The sequence below is a fragment of the Zobellia sp. OII3 genome (assembly GCF_002211465.1).
Classification (GTDB): Bacteria; Bacteroidota; Bacteroidia; order Flavobacteriales; family Flavobacteriaceae; genus Zobellia; species Zobellia galactanivorans.
The window spans coordinates 23,937-42,007 of sequence record NZ_MWRZ01000013.1 but is presented as its reverse complement, the minus strand read 5'-3'; the positions used below and the strand labels follow the sequence as shown (position 1 = coordinate 42,007).

At 44.9% G+C, this 18,071-nt stretch carries 12 protein-coding genes; 6 read left to right on the top strand and 6 right to left on the bottom strand.

What is annotated here, in order from left to right; translation table 11 throughout:
• The first annotated feature begins 62 nt into the window (after window positions 1-62).
• The 3 genes from B4Q04_RS20495 to B4Q04_RS20480 all read left to right on the top strand — a co-directional run bounded on the left by B4Q04_RS20495 (window position 63) and on the right by B4Q04_RS20480 (window position 4,966).
• Window positions 63-1,100 (top strand): LacI family DNA-binding transcriptional regulator, encoded by a 1,038-nt coding sequence (locus tag B4Q04_RS20495; protein ID WP_046288060.1) that lies wholly within the window; start codon window positions 63-65, stop codon window positions 1,098-1,100.
• 67 nt (window positions 1,101-1,167) lie between these two features.
• A complete protein-coding gene (locus B4Q04_RS22870; RefSeq protein WP_201723429.1) occupies window positions 1,168-4,113 on the top strand; it encodes a DUF5060 domain-containing protein in 2,946 nt (981 codons plus the stop codon).
• Between the two features lie 7 nt (window positions 4,114-4,120).
• A complete protein-coding gene (locus B4Q04_RS20480; protein ID WP_088697931.1) occupies window positions 4,121-4,966 on the top strand; it encodes a DUF1080 domain-containing protein in 846 nt (281 codons plus the stop codon).
• A gap of 51 nt (window positions 4,967-5,017) precedes the next feature.
• Here B4Q04_RS20480 and B4Q04_RS20475 read toward each other — a convergent pair whose 3' ends face one another.
• The 4 genes from B4Q04_RS20475 to B4Q04_RS20460 form a co-directional block, all read right to left on the bottom strand.
• A complete protein-coding gene (locus B4Q04_RS20475; protein ID WP_088697930.1) occupies window positions 5,018-6,583 on the bottom strand; it encodes a sulfatase in 1,566 nt (521 codons plus the stop codon).
• Between the two features lie 15 nt (window positions 6,584-6,598).
• On the bottom strand, window positions 6,599-8,167 hold the full coding sequence (locus tag B4Q04_RS20470) for a DUF4955 domain-containing protein (RefSeq protein WP_088697929.1): 1,569 nt from the start codon (window positions 8,165-8,167) through the stop codon (window positions 6,599-6,601).
• Window positions 8,157-9,380 carry a glycoside hydrolase family 88 protein gene (locus B4Q04_RS20465; RefSeq protein ID WP_088697928.1) on the bottom strand — a complete coding sequence of 408 codons (1,224 nt, stop codon included), beginning with the start codon at window positions 9,378-9,380 and terminating at the stop codon, window positions 8,157-8,159. Before B4Q04_RS20465 ends, B4Q04_RS20470 begins: the two co-directional genes overlap by 11 nt.
• Window positions 9,381-9,519: 139 nt before the next feature.
• Window positions 9,520-13,614, bottom strand: coding sequence for a two-component regulator propeller domain-containing protein (locus B4Q04_RS20460; RefSeq protein ID WP_088697927.1), 4,095 nt, complete (start codon window positions 13,612-13,614; stop codon window positions 9,520-9,522).
• 194 nt (window positions 13,615-13,808) lie between these two features.
• Here B4Q04_RS20460 and kduI point away from each other — a divergent pair, with 194 nt between their 5' ends.
• The 3 genes from kduI to B4Q04_RS20445 are packed head-to-tail and all read left to right on the top strand — an operon-like array spanning window position 13,809 to window position 16,646.
• On the top strand, window positions 13,809-14,648 hold the full coding sequence (kduI, locus tag B4Q04_RS20455) for a 5-dehydro-4-deoxy-D-glucuronate isomerase (protein WP_088697926.1): 840 nt from the start codon (window positions 13,809-13,811) through the stop codon (window positions 14,646-14,648).
• A gap of 2 nt (window positions 14,649-14,650) precedes the next feature.
• Window positions 14,651-15,445, top strand: a complete 795-nt coding sequence (locus B4Q04_RS20450) for a gluconate 5-dehydrogenase (protein WP_013995136.1) — start codon at window positions 14,651-14,653, stop codon at window positions 15,443-15,445.
• Between the two features lie 4 nt (window positions 15,446-15,449).
• Window positions 15,450-16,646, top strand: coding sequence for a DUF4861 domain-containing protein (locus B4Q04_RS20445; RefSeq protein WP_088697954.1), 1,197 nt, complete (start codon window positions 15,450-15,452; stop codon window positions 16,644-16,646).
• Between the two features lie 54 nt (window positions 16,647-16,700).
• Here B4Q04_RS20445 and B4Q04_RS20440 read toward each other — a convergent pair whose 3' ends face one another.
• Together B4Q04_RS20440 and B4Q04_RS20435 are read right to left on the bottom strand one after the other, a co-directional pair.
• The gene (locus B4Q04_RS20440) at window positions 16,701-17,273 is read right to left on the bottom strand and encodes a sugar O-acetyltransferase (protein ID WP_088697925.1); all 573 of its coding nucleotides are present in this window, start codon (window positions 17,271-17,273) and stop codon (window positions 16,701-16,703) included.
• A 68-nt stretch (window positions 17,274-17,341) separates the two neighbouring features.
• Complete coding sequence (locus tag B4Q04_RS20435) at window positions 17,342-17,815, bottom strand: nucleoside deaminase (RefSeq protein WP_088697953.1); 474 nt, start codon at window positions 17,813-17,815, stop codon at window positions 17,342-17,344.
• Window positions 17,816-18,071 lie beyond the last annotated feature (256 nt).

Genomic DNA, 18,071 nt, shown 5'->3' with positions numbered 1-18,071 from the left:
TTGATAATAATACAAATTATTGCGCAATATTTTGCTCAATTGATTTTGCTAAAGAACATCTTTTGAAACAGCGTCCGAACAAACGAAATGCCACTTTACAAGATATAGCCGAGAAGTTAAACTTATCGGTATCGTCCGTTTCGCGTGCGTTAAAAGATAACCCTCGTATCAGCGGTTTTACCAAAGAAAAGGTTCGACGTGCGGCCGAGGAACTAGGCTATGTCTCCATTGATACCTTAGGGCTAAAAAAAGGAAGTGCCTCTAAATTGATCGGGGTTATCGTTCCTAAGATCGGTTATCACCTATATGCAACGGCTATCAGTGGTATTGAACAAATAGCCGAGCAGTTCGGTATGCGCATTGTCGTTTGCCAAAGCAATGAATCGAGTGAACGCGAAAAAGATTTGGTAAACGAGCTGATCAATATCGGGGTCAAGGGCGTAATTGTGTCCTTGGCCAGTGAGACCAAAACTTTTGGACATTTTGAGAAGTTGAAGCGAAATGGAGTCCCTTTGGTTTTCTTTAATAGGGAATGCAATGAGGTCTTGACCCATAAGGTAACGATAGACAACCGGTTGGCCGCCTATAATGCGGTACAACATTTGATTTCCATAGGATGTGAACGAATAGCCTATTTGGGCGGACCTGAAATCCTTCAGATCAATCGAGACAGGGCGCAAGGCTATAAGGAAGCTTTAAAGGAAGCCGGACTAAGGCAAGACGCAAGCTTGCTAAGGTTCAGCACCTTCGATCGCGAAAGTGCGATGAGCGCCGCTAGGGACCTGCTTTATCAGTCGGAATATCCCGACGGTATCTTGGCCTTCAGTGACCAAATGGCCATCAGTGTTATGCTGGCCGCAAAGGAAAGGGGGATTTCCATTCCAGAGCAACTCTCCATTATAGGTTTTAACAACGAACCGGTGGGTGAGCTGTTGGAACCCTCCCTAACCAGTATCGACCAACCGGCTTTCGCTATGGGGCAAGAATCGGCGAAGCTACTGCTGCAACCCTCTACCGAGTTTAAGCTGAATTATGAAAAGAAGGTGCTCAATTCCTTCATCGTGATACGGAATTCTACAAATAAGAATAAAAAAAACTGAACCCAGCCTTTACGGCGTTGATATTAAACATGAACACAAAAATAATGAACCTATGAAACCACGACACATGAAAAAACAATTCACGCTTTTTTGGTCCCTGACGGCCTTATGCTTCCTTTTTTCCGCATTTAAGCCCCATCAACAAGAGGTCAAGGTGCATACCGAGGAAAAAGGCCATGTGGTTGTAGAAGCCGAAGATTTCTATAAGCAGACCAATACCGATCAACGAAAATGGTTTGTGGTCGATAAGGGCTTTAGCACCGATTTAAAAGCCAACGACGGCGATTTACACACCCAAGGGGCGAATGGCGGTAAGTATATAGAGATCTTACCCGATACGCGAACCAACCATGACGAAAAACTGATCGTTGGGGTCAACTTCTCCAATGAGCCTGGTAAAATCGGTATTTTACATTATAGGGTCAATTTTTCTACACCGGGGAGATATTACGTTTGGGTACGGGCCTATAGCACGGGTAGTGAAGATAACGGTGTTCACGTGGGTGTTGATGGAACCTGGCCTGAATCGGGGCAGCGTATGCAATGGTGCGAGGGTAAAGATACTTGGACTTGGGGCAATAACCAGCGCACCGAGGAAAGGCACTGTGGTATCCCAGGGTTTATTTATCTCGATATAGATAAGGCCGGTGAACACGACATTCAGTTCAGTATGCGTGAAGACGGTTTTGAAATGGACCAATTTATTTTAACCACCGATAGGACTTTCCATCCCCAGAAAGAAGAGGCCAGCTCTTCGGATTATAAAGGTTTATTGGCTACCGTAAAGGATGTGAGGCCAAGTGCCAAAATATATCCGGCACAATGGTTCAAGAGTACAAAAAACTCTTTTTATAAGGATAAGGAGTGGTTGGCCATAGACCCTGAAAAATTTAAGGAGGCCGAAGCTTCCCTTGCTTTTGATGGAGCCCAAGGAGACTATGACGTCGTATTGTTTACCGTAGGTGAAAACGATGGCCGCTCGGTTTATACCTTGAAAAAGAACGACCAAAATTTTCAAGATTTTAGAACGCCCCTAAGCAGCAATATGTTTGAGGAAGGACTTGAATATGTTAAGGTATACTCGAATATCAAGCTAAATACCGATGATGTTATTGGGGTGAAGGCCGTTCCCAAGAGCAGGGACGGTAAGGAGTTTAGCCGTGCCCGATGGAGCGGATTGGTATTGGTGAAGGCCGGTACGGGTAAAAAATTGATACAAGAATTACAGCAAGAAATGGCAGCCCGAACCCAGATGCAAATTACGGGCGAGCTTAAGAAGTGGCACAAGGTAACCTTGACCTTCGACGGCCCAAATACTTCGGAGGATGCAGATTACAATCCGTTTATGAACTATAGGTTTAACGTAACCTTTACCCATAAGCAGAGCGGTAAATCATATTTGGTACCGGGCTATTATGCCGCCGATGGGGATGCTGGACAGTCTTCCGCCAAGGAAGGCAACAAATGGCGTGTACATTTTGCTCCCGATGAAACAGGTGAATGGACCTATAAAGTAGATTTTAGAAAGGGAAATTATGCCGCTGTGAGCACCAAGCCCAATACAGGGTTAAGCGGCTCTTATATGGATGGCGCAACGGGTAGCTTCAAAATAGATGAAACCGATAAGACCGGCAACGATTTTAGGGCAAAAGGAAGGTTGCAGTACGTAGGCGAGCGTTATTTGAAATTTGCAGAAACTGGCGAGTATTTCTTGAAACAGGGCCCCGATGCTCCCGAGAATTTTCTATCGTATGCCGACCTTGACGGAACTTTTAAGAACGACGGACATAAAGATAATATGGTAAAAACTTGGTCGGCCCACTTGCAAGATTATAAGCAGAACGACCCCACATGGAAAAACGGAAAGGGGAAAGCCATTATCGGTGCCTTGAATTACCTGGCGTCTAAAGGCTTGAATTCCGTTTCGTTCTTGACCAATAATATCGCTGGAGACGATCAAAATGTTTTTCCGTATGTCGATTACGATACCTATGATCGAATCGATATTTCGAAAATGGACCAGTGGGAAATTATTTTTGAGCACGCCCAAAAACTGGGATTGTTTTTACACTTTAAGATGTTTGAAGTGGAAAACCAAGGTCTATTGGATAATGGAGGGGTAGGAGCGAACACGAAATTGTACTACCGCGAGCTTATGGCGCGCTTCGGACATCACCTGGCATTGAACTGGAATCTTTGTGAGGAAAATGGGGAGTGGGTAAGCAACCCTACAACACCACCGCAGGAAACCGAACAACGTTTGGCCATGACCGCGTATTTTAAAAAGAACGACCCCTATCACCATCATTTGGTCATCCACAACGGAATTGAGTTTGATGATTTGTTAGGACCGGACAGTGGTCTTACGGGACCTTCGGTACAGACCAACAAAGAAGATTTCAGTAGGGTTCACAAGGCGGTATTGCATTGGCTAGACGCCTCTAAAAAAGCAGGTTTCCAGTGGGCCGTAGCGGTCGATGAACCTGGTGATGCACAACATTCATTGATTACCGATGGAGAAGATCCGGATCATGATAATGCCCGTAGAAATGCACTTTGGGGCACTTTTATGGCCGGCGGATGGGGCAATGAATGGTATTTTGGATATGCGCATCCCCATTCAGACCTTACCTGTGAAGATTATCGTTCTAGGGACCTCTTCTGGGATCAAGCGGTACATGCCATGAATTTCTTTAAAAACAACGATATTCCTTTCTGGGAAACAGAAAACAGAAATGATCTGGTAGGCAATAGCAAGAATGAAAACACGGTGTACTGTTTGGCCAAGGAAAATGAGGTCTATGTGGTATACTTGAATTCACAGCCTACGGCCCAACTAGATTTGTCCCATGCTTCCGGAGAGTTTGAGGTACTTTGGTTCAATCCTAAAAAAGGAGGGGATCTCAAAAAATCGAAGGTTAGGAAAGTAAGAGGGGGAGGTATGGTCGACCTAGGGAAGTCTCCCGATAAAAAGCAGCTAGATTGGACTATTTTGGTACGAAGGCTTAAATAAACGCTAGATGAAACACTTGAGATTTATTGCCGTAGCGGGTATAAGCGTTTTCCTTTTCTCATGTAAGGCCAAGAACGTTTCGCCGTCCGATTCCGCTAAGGGTGAGGACGGTTACGTTTCCCTTTACAATGGGAAGGATATGGGGAACTGGAACATTATGTGCCGAGACAAAACGCCCGGTTTGGCCGAAAAGGTATTTTCTGCGGGCGATAATGGGGAAATGCATGTGTATAAAAATTTTCCCGATGGAGACCGAAGGGTTACGGGAAAAAATGGCACCCATTGTATGTTTTTTACCAAAGAGAAGTACAGTCGCTACAGCTTTAAGTTTGAATATAAGTGGGGTGATAAAGTTTTTAATAATTATGATAAGTTTCAGTATGATGCCGGTATGTACTTTCATGTTTTCGACGTGAATATTTGGCCTAAGGGATTGGAGTATCAAGTGCGTTACGATGATACCCGAAACGAGAACCACACGGGCTGTGTGTGGAATTCGGGGGCAAGCTTTGATTGGTATGGTGACAATTCCGAGGCGAACCCTAAATTAAGGACCTATCTATCAAAAGAGGATGGGGGCATGGCCCAAGAACATCGCGGAGGGGAGCACAAGGCCCATAAAGATGCGGAGTACCATGCGCTTGATGGACAATGGAACCAATGCGAGGTAATCGTGATGGGCAAGGCGTATGCCATTTACAAACTCAACGGAAAAGTGGTAAATGTGCTGACCAACCTCAGTCATTCCGAAGGGGAAATAGGTCTGCAGGCAGAAACTGCTGAAATATTTTATAGGAATATAAAAATCAAGGTCTTCGATGAAACAAGGCCTATGAAAGACTTTTTAAGGTAATTTTTATAGTTTACGTAATAGTGTTGTTAAGTTCAAAGATGTAAGGGTACCTTATTCGTACCGTATAACATCTTTGAACTTTTTTTGTTGGTACCAAGGGTCGTTGGTCCGCTTTAATTCCGAACCTAAAAGCTGTAAAAGCGCAGCAGCTTCTTGGGGCCTTTCGTCAAGACCCAGCCTTTTCAGCTGGTAAGGGTCTTTTAGGTTGTCGTAGAGATAAATATCCTTATCATCGGGTGTTCTGTTCCTACGGTCGGCCTTTTGTTCTACGCAAAGGGTATAGCGGTCGGTAAGTATGCCCCTCGATTTGGCGAGCATAAGTAAAACTCCCTTCGGTTTTTCAATGCTTGTATCGCTAGAAGGGATTATAAGAGGGGAGAAATCATATCCTTGAACCGCTTCGGGAATCTTTTGCCCCATACCTGCCAATCCCATAACGGTAGGCAGCACATCCGGAACGCTGAAAAGCACATCGTTGATGCCTCCGGCCTTTATTCCTTTAGGCCAATGCACGATAAAAGGTATGGCCAAGGCTTCGGTTTCGAATACATTTTTACCTTCCTTACCATGACTGCCCAGCATTTCACCATGGTCTGAACTGAAGATTATGATGGTGTTGTCGAGTTCCCCCATTTCCCTCAGGGTTTCCATTACTTCGCCAATATAATGGTCTACGCTAGTGAGGTTGGCGAAATAATGACGTACATAGCTGGCTACCTTTAAATCGGCATTTTCACGTACCGCCAATAAACTGTCTTGCGGAAACTTATCTGTATTGTAATATTTCGCCAAGGTTTCCATATCGGTGTTTTCATCGTCCCAGGGGTTATGTGGTGGGTTGATCGACCACATCATAAAAAACGGCTTGTCGGAATCGCGGACCTTATGCTTGTTTTCAAGGTAAGCCTTGATTTTTTCGGCTTCGTTCTTGGGTGTAAATGTCTTGGGTTGATGCAATTCGCCATCTTTTTTACCCGCTACGGTATTCGGGTCGTTACTGTAGACCAACGGATCGTAATGCGTATCTCGAATAGATTGGTAAAAATACTCGATACTATGGCGAGATTTCCCTGGAGGCACATAAGTGTCGTATCGATTGATGTAATGCCCTCCCGGTTCCTCGGTAGAGCCTACGTATGTCCCGTTTTCGTCGAACAGGGCCTCGTTCTTGAGCCAGTGGCATTTACCAAAGTAGGAGGTGTTGTAACCCGCCTCGTAGAACAGGTCGGTTATCGTAGGGATGTCGTCTCTTAAGCTTTCGCTTCGGTCTTTTCTACAATTGTTCCATATCCCGTTTTGTTCGGGGTACCTCCCCGATAAGATCATACCTCTTGCGGGACTGCATAAGGGGAAATTGCTGACCGCTTGGGTGAAGACCACCCCATTTTCGGCCAATTGGTCAATATTAGGGGTAATTACGGGGTCAGGTTTTCCTATGACGTATTTTCTGTATTCCTCCTTAGACCAAAAACCGGCACTGTAGCGTCTTAATTGGTCAGGGTAAATGATCAAAACATTGGGCTGCTTTGCATCCTTGGAAGCGGTAGTTATAGCTTCTTTCTTTTCGGCGCATCCCACAGCAAGAAGCAAGGCTGTCATTATCGTAACTATTCGCATTATGGCAAGTCGTTTTTATTTTTTTGCTAAGCTATTTTTCAAGTCTAATATCCATTGGGGCAATTTGCCCAAGCGCAATTGCAGTTGTGCTTCGAACAAGGATTCGGGCTGTACGGGGCTGCCTAGGCTTTCTATCAATTGTACTTCGTCTTCTTTAAAAGTGGTGCCCGCCCCATGAAACCCTACGATAATGGGGGGAACCATACGCCAGTAATAGGTTTCGGTAGCGACGAAGGGAAAATTCGTTTCGGCTTCATCGGTTTCCTTATAATTCCACAATACGAGATGGCGTCCGTGGTTCGGTAAGTTTTGTATGGCGCCGCCAGCCCTTCCCTTGAAAAAGCCACCTTCAACATTGTCGAAAAGGGTAGAGCGGGGTTGTGAGGCATGCGATTCAAAACTGGTGTGCGCGGGGTGTTTCGAGCGCCAGATTACCGTACCCGTGGTACTGCCCCCACCAACGCCCGAAGCGTGCTGCATACCGGCCTCGTCAACGATATGGGCCAATAGAACCCCCGTGGAGCCACCGCCTACGGTAATGGCACTATGTCCTATTTTTCCGTCGATGACCACATTAATGGCGGTAGTGGCCGCCGAATGTGAAAAATATATGGCTCTGTTGATATTGGTGAACCTACAGTCTTTTACCCAAGAATCAACGAGCCCCGATAAGTTTAAAATACTCCATCCGCCATCGTCTTGTGCCGATCTATGGTGTACGAACTCTTTTTTCCAATTGCCTTCAAAACTTAGGTTTTCAAAGCCCACATGGGAAAGGTGGGGAAAGGTATACAGTTTCCAGTTTTGTCGCTCGGAAATGCTGTAGTGGATAGGGTCGACAAAAGTAACGGTATTTCCCGATACCGATGCCACTTTATGGCGTTCGTTGACCTGTACGCCCTCTTCAATGATCGTCCTCCATTTGGGATTTAGTGGAAGGGGGTGGATATCTTGGGCAACAAATTCGGGGTCATTATCCTTAAGCTGCACAATGACCCAATCGCCCTTTTTAATTTGGGAAGCGTCGGCAACCTCTATGGTATGGGTTTCCCTTGTAGCATTTCCTTTGATATCGGTTATGAACCGACTTTTTTCGGAAGCCTTGGTCTGTATGGCATAGGGCGAGGTCCATATTTTTTCTGGAACAGTGGGGGGTATATCGCGTTCAAAGAACAGGACGGCCTTTTCGGAAGTCTTTTTCGGCCCCCGAAAAACGATGTTGGAAGACCTGATCTGTATGGGGTCTAAATTGTCGGCAGGGGTGTTGAAATGATACCTTCCCGCAGGAAAATAGACTATTCCGCTTCCGTTTGCCTCGGCAGCCTTTATGGCTTCAACGACTGCCTGTTTATCGGAAATACCGTCATCGGCCCGTGCCCCGAAATCCTGTACGTTAAAAACCCGGTGCTTTTCTTCGGGAATACCGATTTCACTGAACTTGTAGCCGGCATAGGAAAAATTGGGCAATATGGGTTCGGTATGGGACTTCGCGGCATTCTTATAATTGGTCCATACCGCAGTTTCCTGTGCGGCGCAGCCCATGCCTATAATACAGGAGAACAAGCCAACTAGCTTAATTTTCATGATACTGTTCTTTATACCTTAGTAATGCTTCAAGATAGTAATAATCGGCATAGTTCAAGGGAACATCGATTTCAGCTTTATGAGGAATACTGCCCACACTGTGTTTAAGGATAAAATTATGGTTGGTACCGATTGGGGCGGTGAACTCATCCGAAGCCAAAGCGGTCAAAATGGTTTCTACCTCATTTTTATAGGTATCATTGGTATATTGGTTCAATTCTAGCAGCGCCGAAGCGGTAATGGCCGCGGCCGATACATCATAGGGTTCGTCAGGAATATTTTCGGCGTGATAGTCCCAATAGGGAATACCGTTTTTTTGCGCCTTCTGACCGATGATATAAGCAGCGATTTTCTTTGCCATATTCAAGTATTCGGGATTTTTGGTATAACGGTAACAAATGGTATAGCCGTAAAGTCCCCATGCCTGACCTCGGGCCCAAGAGCTTTCGTGGGAAATGCCCTGTGCCGTTTGTTTCGATCGTACCGCTCCGGTTTCGGGGTCGTAATCGACTACGTGATACGAACTGTTATCGTCCCTAAAATGATTTTTTAAGGTAGTTTCGGCATGTGTAATGGCTATCTCTTTGTACTTGGGGTCGCCTGTGTATTCCGAAACCTTAAAGAGTAGTTCAAGGTTCATCATATTGTCTATGATCACGGGAAACAACCAACCTCGTGAGGCTTGCCATCCTCGATCAACGTCCCAACTCTTAATACACCCCACGTTGGGGTTGAACCGGGAGGAAAGCGAATCGGCCGCTACGATCATTACTTCTTTAAAGGCTTCATTTTCGGTAAGAAGGTATCCGTTACCGTACGAGGTGTTAAAGACAAAGCCTAGGTCGTGATTGGTGGTCTTGTATTTATGATCTTCATAAAGGGCTTGGAATTTTTCGGCCCTTGTTTTCCAAATATCATCTTGGCTTGCTTTGAAAAGATACCATAGGCTCCCGGGAAAGAAGCCCTCCGTCCAGTCAAATTGTTGTCCGGTCCAATGCATTTCCCCCTCTGGCGTCACTGTTCTGGGGATGCGGTTTGCTTGCTCCGCAACTTTAGATTGTAGGTCTAATTGTTTGGTCGCCTTGATGAGAATTTCATCGACATTAACAGTGGTTGTTTCCTTGTGATCGGGTTTAGTCCCTTCTTTTTTAAAGGTACAGCCGCACATTAAAAAGGCCAATGCAGCATGTAAAACGATTTTTGTTAGTTTCATTGGTATAGATTATGAAGTCAGGTCGCGATTAAATGTATGAGCGTATTTTGTTTCCTGTCTTCGGTTTGGTGCTAAACTACCGCCGATACTACTTTTAAAGGGGGTGGAAATGCGTTTTTAAAGGGGGACTTTAAGATTTTTAGACACGCTCAGGGTCAAAAGGCTGTTGTTTTTTATAAGCGGAAGGCGTTTTTCCGTAGGCCTTCTTAAAACAGGCCCTGAAATATTTGATGTCGTTAAAGCCTACTTCATAGGCCACATCGTTGATGTTCAATTCGGTTTCCCGTAAGAGTTGGCCCGCTTTCTTGAGGCGAATGCCACGAATGAATTCCGATATGGTATTGCCGGTTAGGGCCTTGAGTTTTCGGTATAGTACCGATTGGCTCATGTTGATATGTTCACTTAGGAAACTGGCATTGAGTTCGGCGTTCGAGAGGTTTTTCTCTACAATGTCGACCGCATTTTTCAGAAAGACCTCGTCGGTAGATACTAACTTCAGTTCACTGGGTTCAAGAACCAGGTCTTTTCTGAATTTCTTGGCCAATTTTTTTCGGGTAGCTAGCAGGTTTTGTACCTGTAATTTTAAGAGGTGGGCTTCAAAAGGTTTGGTGACATAGGCATCGGCTCCCGTTTCGAATCCTATTTTCTGAATTTTGGAAGAGGTCCTTGCCGTCAGAAGGATTACGGGAATATGACTGGTAAGTACGTCGGACTTCAAGGATTCGCACATTTCAATACCGCCCATTTCGGGCATCATGACATCGCTAATGATCATGTCTATGTTCTTGGTCTTGGCCAGTTCTATTCCCATTCGACCGTTATTGGCCTCTATCACGTTAAATTCATCATTGAAGATTCCCTTTACAAAGGTTCTGACCTCTTTATTGTCTTCGACCACCAATATGGTCTGTTTGCTGTCGTCTAGGTTCGGGGCGGTCTCGATTTCATCTTTGACCCAGGTCGATTTTAAAATCGAGGGGTCGTAATAATCTAAAAGGTCGTTTTCTTCGGAACGTTCATCATAAGTGAGGTCTTCGGGCTTTAAATGGGCCTTGCCCAAAGGAAGGCTGATCGAAAAACATGAGCCTTTACCGAGTTCGCTTTCTACGGAGATTTTACCGTGGTGCAGATCTACTATATCTTTGGCCAAGGCTAGCCCCACACCTGTTCCTGAACGCAAATCGTTTTTCTGGCCCAATTGAAAATAGCGGTCAAAAACAAATTCGATGTCTTTTTGGTTGATGCCGCTTCCGGTATCTTTTATTAGAATGTCGACCGAATCGTCCTTGGCTTCGATCTGTATACTTATTTTTCCGTTGGGAGGGGTAAATTTAAAGGCATTGCTCAAAATGTTCAGGATTACCTTTTTCATTTCGATACGGTCAAACCAGACTTCCAATGGTGGTTTTGGGGCTATGAGCACAAAATTGATGCCTTTGTCTTGGGCAAGTTCGTTGAACGAAGCCTTGGTGTCTTCTACGAAGGGTATAATGTCATTCTTTGAAAACGCTAGTTTCAGCTTTCCGTTTTCGGCCTTTCTGAAGTCTAATAATTGATTTATAAGTTGAAGTAAAATACGGGCATTCCGTTGCATACCGCTTAATTGTCTGTGTAGCTGCGGATCATCCTTTTTCTCTTCGATAAGTCGCTGTAGCGGGGCCGTAATTAAGGTTAGCGGTGTTCTGAAATCATGCGATATATTGGTGAACAACTGTAGTTTTAAGCGGTTCAGTTCCTGCATTTGGGTCTTTTCCTGTCGTTCCCTTCTAAGATCGTGCCGTTCTTTGATGCGGATAAGGGTATACCTTCTTACCAGCAAGAAAATCCCCCCTAGGGCCAAAAAGTAGAGTAGATAGGCCCACCAAGTCTTCCAGAAAGGTGGGGTTATGCTTATTTCAAGGGAAGCCACCTCCTCATTGAAGATGCCGTCACTGTTGGAGGCCTTTACGAGAAAGGTATAGTTGCCTGGGTCTAGATTGGTATAGGTAGCTCTTGTTAGGTTGCCGCTGAAATTCCACTTGGTGTCGAAACCATCGAGTTTATAAGCGTACTTATTATTTTGGGGCCTTGAAAAATCGAGGGCCACATAATCGAAGGTAATGTCGTTTTCGTCGTGCTTCAGTTCAAAATGTGAAGTGGAGGGGGCTATGGTTATTTCGGAGGCATCGGCGATTTTCAGTTTTTCAATGACCACTGGGGCGATAAAAGAATCGCGTTCTATCTCTTTAGGGTCGAAAATGGTAAAACCATTAACCCCGCCAAAAGCCAATTTCCCATTTTGCGTCCGTAAATGTGCGCCGTAGTTGAATTCATTGTTGACCAGGCCATCGGCCCGTGAATAGTTCTTTATTTCCCCAGAGTTGATGTTCAATCTGCTGAGTCCCTTGTTTGTACTAAGCCATATATGGCCCAGGTCGTCGGGCAAGATTCCGTAAATGACTTCATCGGGAAGGCCGCTGTTGACGCCATAGCGGGTAGATTTATGGGTTTTTAGGTCGTATTGGTATAGGCCATCACCTTCGGTCCCGATCCACAGGAGGGTGGGGGTAGGGGCATAAATACTGATAACCTTTTTGATGTCGTAAGGGTCATCGCTTTCTTTTTTAAAGGCTATCCGGGTGATTTCCCTTGAATCGACCGAAACGGAACCTAGGCCGTTTTCTCCTCCAACAAGTATATTGCCATCGGGCTGGGGCTGGGTAATGACGGAGACAAAGGTGCCCAATATGTTTTTAGGGTCTCCCACCCTGAAGCTGTTTCCTGATTTAATGTCGTAAAAATTCAATCCGCGATTGTCGGTACCCATCCAGACGTTGCCGTGGCCATCTTCGAACAGACAGGTGATACGGTTTTTGTTCGGCCTTGATGAGGGGGTGGCTATCGAGTTCCAATCTTTAAAGGAAAGTTTATCGTCTTGAACGGAGGCGTAAGAAAGCCCCTGGTCGTGCGTGCCTACCCAAAGATTGCCGAACCGGTCTTTGGCCATAGCCTTGACATTGTTGCTGGCAATAGAATTCTTTTCGGAATTGACATGGGTGAAATAGGTGAACTTCTTCTGTGAGGTGTCGAAGTAATTGAGTCCGCCGCCCTCGGTACCGATCCATAGGTTGTTATGGTTATCTTCTATGATCGCGCTGACCACGGGGTAATTCAATCCGTTTGAGCCGATTTGGTAGTTTTTGAAAATGCTTGATTTTCGATTCAGGTAGCTGATTCCGCCCGCCCAAGTACCGATCCATAGGTCGCCCCTAGAGTCGGCCGTAATGTCGTAAATGGAATTCTGGCTGAGGCTCTTGGGATTGTCCGGGTTGTTTTTATAGAGGGTCCAATCCTTGGTTTTACGGTTGTAGATATAGAGTCCGTTGTACGTTCCGACCCATAAGTCCCCTCCGTTTTCTTCATGGATGGTGCGAACGGGACTGTCTATTCTTAAGGCTCCTTGGGGGTCTAAAAGATCCGAAAAAGTTTGTGTTATCTCATTAAAATATGCCAGCCCTCCGTTATAGCCCAGCCAAACGGTGCCTCCTTGGTCCTTGAATAGAACGGTGTGGTAATTTTTAGTTTTTTCAGGTGATTGGTTTGAGGGGTAGTCATAGGTTTCTAGCTGCTTTTTTGTATCGTCATAAAAGAAAACTTTTTTAGGATTGCCAAACCAAAGATGGGTCTTTTTAGGGTTTAGAACGGAAAGTACCGTATGGGAGTCTAGTTCTAAATCGCTGTGCAATTGATTGAAATCGTGCACTTCCCCAGATATGGTATTAATGCGCATCAGACCTTTTTCGGCGGACACCCAAATATGTTCATCGTCGGCAGCGCCAATGTCGAAAATTTCCCCTTCAAAAGGCCTGTCCCCGTTATTGGGCATACGTACACGGGTAAAATCATCCGTATCGGGATTGTACTTGTTGAGTCCGTTTTTGGTCCCCGCCCACACCGTGCCCTTAGGGCCGAGGTAGAGTACTTTTACCCAGCTGTTGCTAAGGCTGTTTTTGTTCGTGGCATCGTAGTAGTAGTTTTTGAATTTTTTGCCGTCGAACCTGTTGAGTCCGTAGCGCGTGCCGAACCAAAGAAAACCTCTGGTATCTTGAATTATTGAAACCACGGAACGCTGTGAGAGTCCGTCTTCGGTAGAATAATTTTTAAACTCCAGTTCCTTTGCGGGGACATCAGGTATTTGGGCCTGAACTTGTCCGAAAAGGGTCAATAATATAAGAATGGCGAAATGAAACTTCATGGATTGATTTGGTTTCTTAGGCCAAAAGTTAGCGAATCTTTTGTTACCTCACCAGTCTATATTGTGTTAGGGAGGCTTATAGGCGATAAAAACTTATACACCCCCTGTTTTAAAATGATATCCCCCTTATGTTTAGTGCGGTTAAGGCTACTTTTATGTGCTGAAATTCTAAAAAAACAAACCCTTAATTAGATATGAATGTGAATTATGAAACGCGCTATGCTTCAAGTCCGGAAGCGGTAAAAAAATATGATACAACTCAATTGCGTGAAGAGTTTTTGATTGAAAATTTACTGGAGCCGGGAAAAATAAACATGACCTACTCCCATTACGATAGATACATTACCGGGGGAGTCGTTCCGGAAGCGCCTTTGGCACTTGAGGCAATAGATCCGTTGAAATCGGACTATTTTCTAGAACGAAGGGAAATAGGTATAATCAACGTTGGGGCCTCGGGCAGCGTCGAAGTTGATGGTACTACCTACGAACTCGATCATAAGGATGCCCTTTATATAGGTCAAGGGGCCAAAAAGGTAATATTTAAGAGTAATGATGCCAATGCCCCGGCCTTGTTCTATTTTAATTCCGCTCCTGCGCATAGGGCCTATCCCACTAAAAAAGTAAGTAGGGCGGAGGCCAATAAATTAGAGTTAGGTAGCTTGGAAACGGCGAATCACCGAACCGTTAACCAAATGATCATTGGGGGTATCGTTACCACCTGCCAGCTTCAGATGGGAATGACCGAACTAAAGACTGGAAGTGTTTGGAATACTATGCCGGCACACGTTCACGACCGTCGTATGGAAGTCTATTTTTATACCGATGTGCCTGAAGACCAATCTGTTTGTCATTTTATGGGGCAGCCCCAGGAAACCCGTCATATCTGGATGCAGAACCATCAAGCGGTCATTTCCCCACCATGGTCTATCCACTGTGGATCAGGAACCTCGAACTACACTTTTATCTGGGGCATGGCCGGAGAGAACCTCGATTACAACGATATGGATGTGGCTAAAATTACAGAACTACGATAGATATGAGCATTTCTTTATTTGATTTAAAAGGAAAAATAGCCTTGGTTACAGGCAGTACACACGGTTTGGGTATGGCTATGGCCAAAGGTTTGGGCAATGCGGGCGCTACACTGATTGTGAACGGAAATTCATCCCAAGAAAAGATAGACGCGGCCTTAAAGGCGTATAAAAAAGAAGGTATTACCGCCCACGGGTACAAGTTTGACGTGACGGATGAGCGGGCCGTGATGGAAGCGATCCAAAAAATAGAACAGGAAGTCGGTGAAATCGATATTCTGGTGAACAACGCGGGAATCATCAAAAGAACGCCCCTTGAGGATATGGAAGTATCCGATTTTAAGCAAGTTATCGATGTTGACTTGGTGAGTCCGTTTATTGTTTCAAAACACGTGGTAAAAGGCATGATCGCCCGTAAAGAGGGAAAGATCATCAACATTTGCTCCATGATGAGCGAATTGGGAAGAAATACCGTTGGAGCCTACGCCGCAGCCAAGGGCGGACTCAAAATGTTGACCCGGAACATGGCTACGGAATGGGCCAAACACAATATACAGGTGAACGGAATAGGACCAGGGTATTTTGCGACTTCCCAGACCGAACCTATTCGGGTCGATGGGCATCCGTTCAACGAATTTATTATCAATAGAACACCGGCCGCCAAATGGGGCGACCCCAACGAGCTTCAAGGGGCCGCAATCTTTTTAAGCTCTAAGGCCAGTGATTTTGTCAACGGACATGTACTGTATGTCGATGGGGGAATTTTGGCTACCATCGGAAAACCTTCTAACGAGAACTAATGCTATGGGACTAAAATTCTTTTTTACCTTAGGCGTATGCGGGGCATTGTTACAGTTGGGATGCACTGACGCCACAGAGGGCCGCTATCGTATTGAAATCGTCAACCCCTTGAACGAAGCGAGGTCGCTTGAAACGGTGGAAATCGATTTAGCGGCAATACCTTTTAAGAACGCTATTCGGGCGTCGGCAAAATCGTATGAAATCTTTGATTTGGCCACCCAAAACAAAGTTACTTCACAAGCGGTAGATTTGGATGGTGATGGAAGTTTGGACCAACTCTTGTTTCAGCCCGAGGTCGATGCCGGAGAGAGCAAACTATTTGAAATAATCGCTTCCGAAGAAAAAACAATTGAGGAAGCCGATCCCCTTTGTTATTCAAGGTTCGTTCCCGAACGTACCGACGACTATGCATGGGAAAATAATCGGGTTGCGTTTAGAACCTATGGTCCAACAGCGCAAAAATTAAAAGAAGACGGGGTCCCCGGAGGCACCTTATCCAGCGGGATTGACGCTTGGTTGAAAAAGGTAGATTACCCTATCATAAACAAATGGTACAAGAAGGAACTCGAAACCGACGGCAGCTATCATGAGGATACCGGGGAAGGTCTAGACAATTTTCATGTAGGTGTTAGTAGGGGCGTAGGCGGTATAGCCGTAAAAAGGGATTCTAGCTACCACGTTTCCAAGAATTTCACCAGTTATGAAACGCTTACCAAGGGACCTATTCGCACTAGCTTTGTTCTAAAATATGAGGATTGGAAGGCCGGGGAAGATATAATAAAGGAAGAAAAACACATTTCACTTGATAATGGCTCCAATCTTTCTCGATTTGAAATTAAGGTTAGGGGAACGGATAAGGTTTCGGTTGGTTTGACCATGCATGAAAATGACGGACAAGTGAGCGTAGCCCAAGATAAAGGCTATGTAAGTTATTGGCAGCCACATGAAGATTCGGAATTGGGAACCGCCATTGTAGCCGAGCCCAAACGTATTGTAGAGGTGGAAGAATACCAAAACGGCCGCCCTGATGAAAACAATGTCTACGCGGGCCTAAGTGTACAAGAGGGCAGCGTCGTATACTATGCCGGTTTTACATGGAAGGAAAGCAAGCAATTTGCCAATGCGAAAGAATGGGAAAATTACTTGGAGGACTTCTCGAAAAAAATACAGTTTCCCCTTCAGGTAAAGTATCTGAAATAAAGGGATGCCTCGATAGGGATAAAAAATCTGGGGATTTCTTGTTTCTCCCTTTACTTACAGGCTTCTGATGACTTTACAAGGGTTGCCATAAGCTAGTACATTATCCGGTATATCCTTGGTAACAACGCTACCGGCACCTATGGTTACGTTGTTGCCAATGGTTACACCGGGAAAGATGATGGAGTTTCCTCCGATCCAGGCATTATCTCCAATTGCAACGGGTTTTGTGTTGGTTAAATAGCGGGTAGAATTCCCATCTTCAATAATTCTATCAGATGCCCTTAAAGGGTGCGTAGCCGTATAAATCTGAACAAAAGGGGCTATCAATCCGTTTTTGCCAATGGTAATTTTATTATTATCGATAAACATACAATTGGTGTTCACAAAGGTGTTTTCGCCAATAGAAATATTAGCCCCATAATCACAGAAGAACGGCGCTTCAATCCATACACCGGAGGCTTTGTGTAATAGTAATTCGGTCAAAAGCCTTTCCCTTTCCTCGGGTAATTCGGAGTCTAGGCTATTATAGGCCTGTAGTAGTTTACGGGCCCTGTGATACATTTTGAGTAATTCCGGGTCACGCGAATCATATGCATCGCCCTTCATCATCTTTTCTTTTTCGGTCATGGTAGTTTAGGTTGGGATAATGAATAAAGGGCGAAACGTTTGTTCCGTATTTGTCTTCGGATATTTCCCTAGTACTTCGTCTTGTCATTTTTTGAGGCCCAATTATCAAAGACCTCTACGGCTTCGTCCCGAAGCATTTGTTTAAAATCTATTTGCCGGTCTTCCATATCTTTGTCGAGTTCGTCATAAATAAATTGATCATCGAAATCTATGGCTTTGGCATCTGCTTTGTCACAACCGTAAAAAACCGCTTTGGGTCGGGCCCAGTAAATAGCGCCAAGGCACATGGGGCAGGGTTCGCAAGAGGTATAAATAATACAGTCGGTCAATTGAAAACTGTCCAATTTTTGACAGGCTTCCCTAATAACTACCATTTCGGCATGGGCGGTAGGGTCGTTCGTAGAGGTAACCTTGTTATGTCCTTCCGCAATTATTTCGCCGTCTTTAACGACTACGGCGCCAAAAGGACCGCCTGCATTTGAGTTCATTCCCTTTGCGGCCATTTCAATGGCACGTCGCATAAACATCTCGTGTTCTTTCATTAAATCCATAAATTATAACTATAAGTTGTTGATACCGTGACTGTACGAAAGAAAAGTACTTGTTCAAATGTACTTCCTTATAAGTATTTCGTCCAGAAATAAGGGTATATGCATCAATTTAATAAAGGTGTAAATTACATTTTTTTACGGGTTTTTGTAAGCCTTTTTTGGGGGCTGTGCCGTTTTATATCCATAGGATGGAAGCGTATAAAACGATTCTTGGTAAAAGCTAGTTTTTTACAACTTGGCTTGTGGT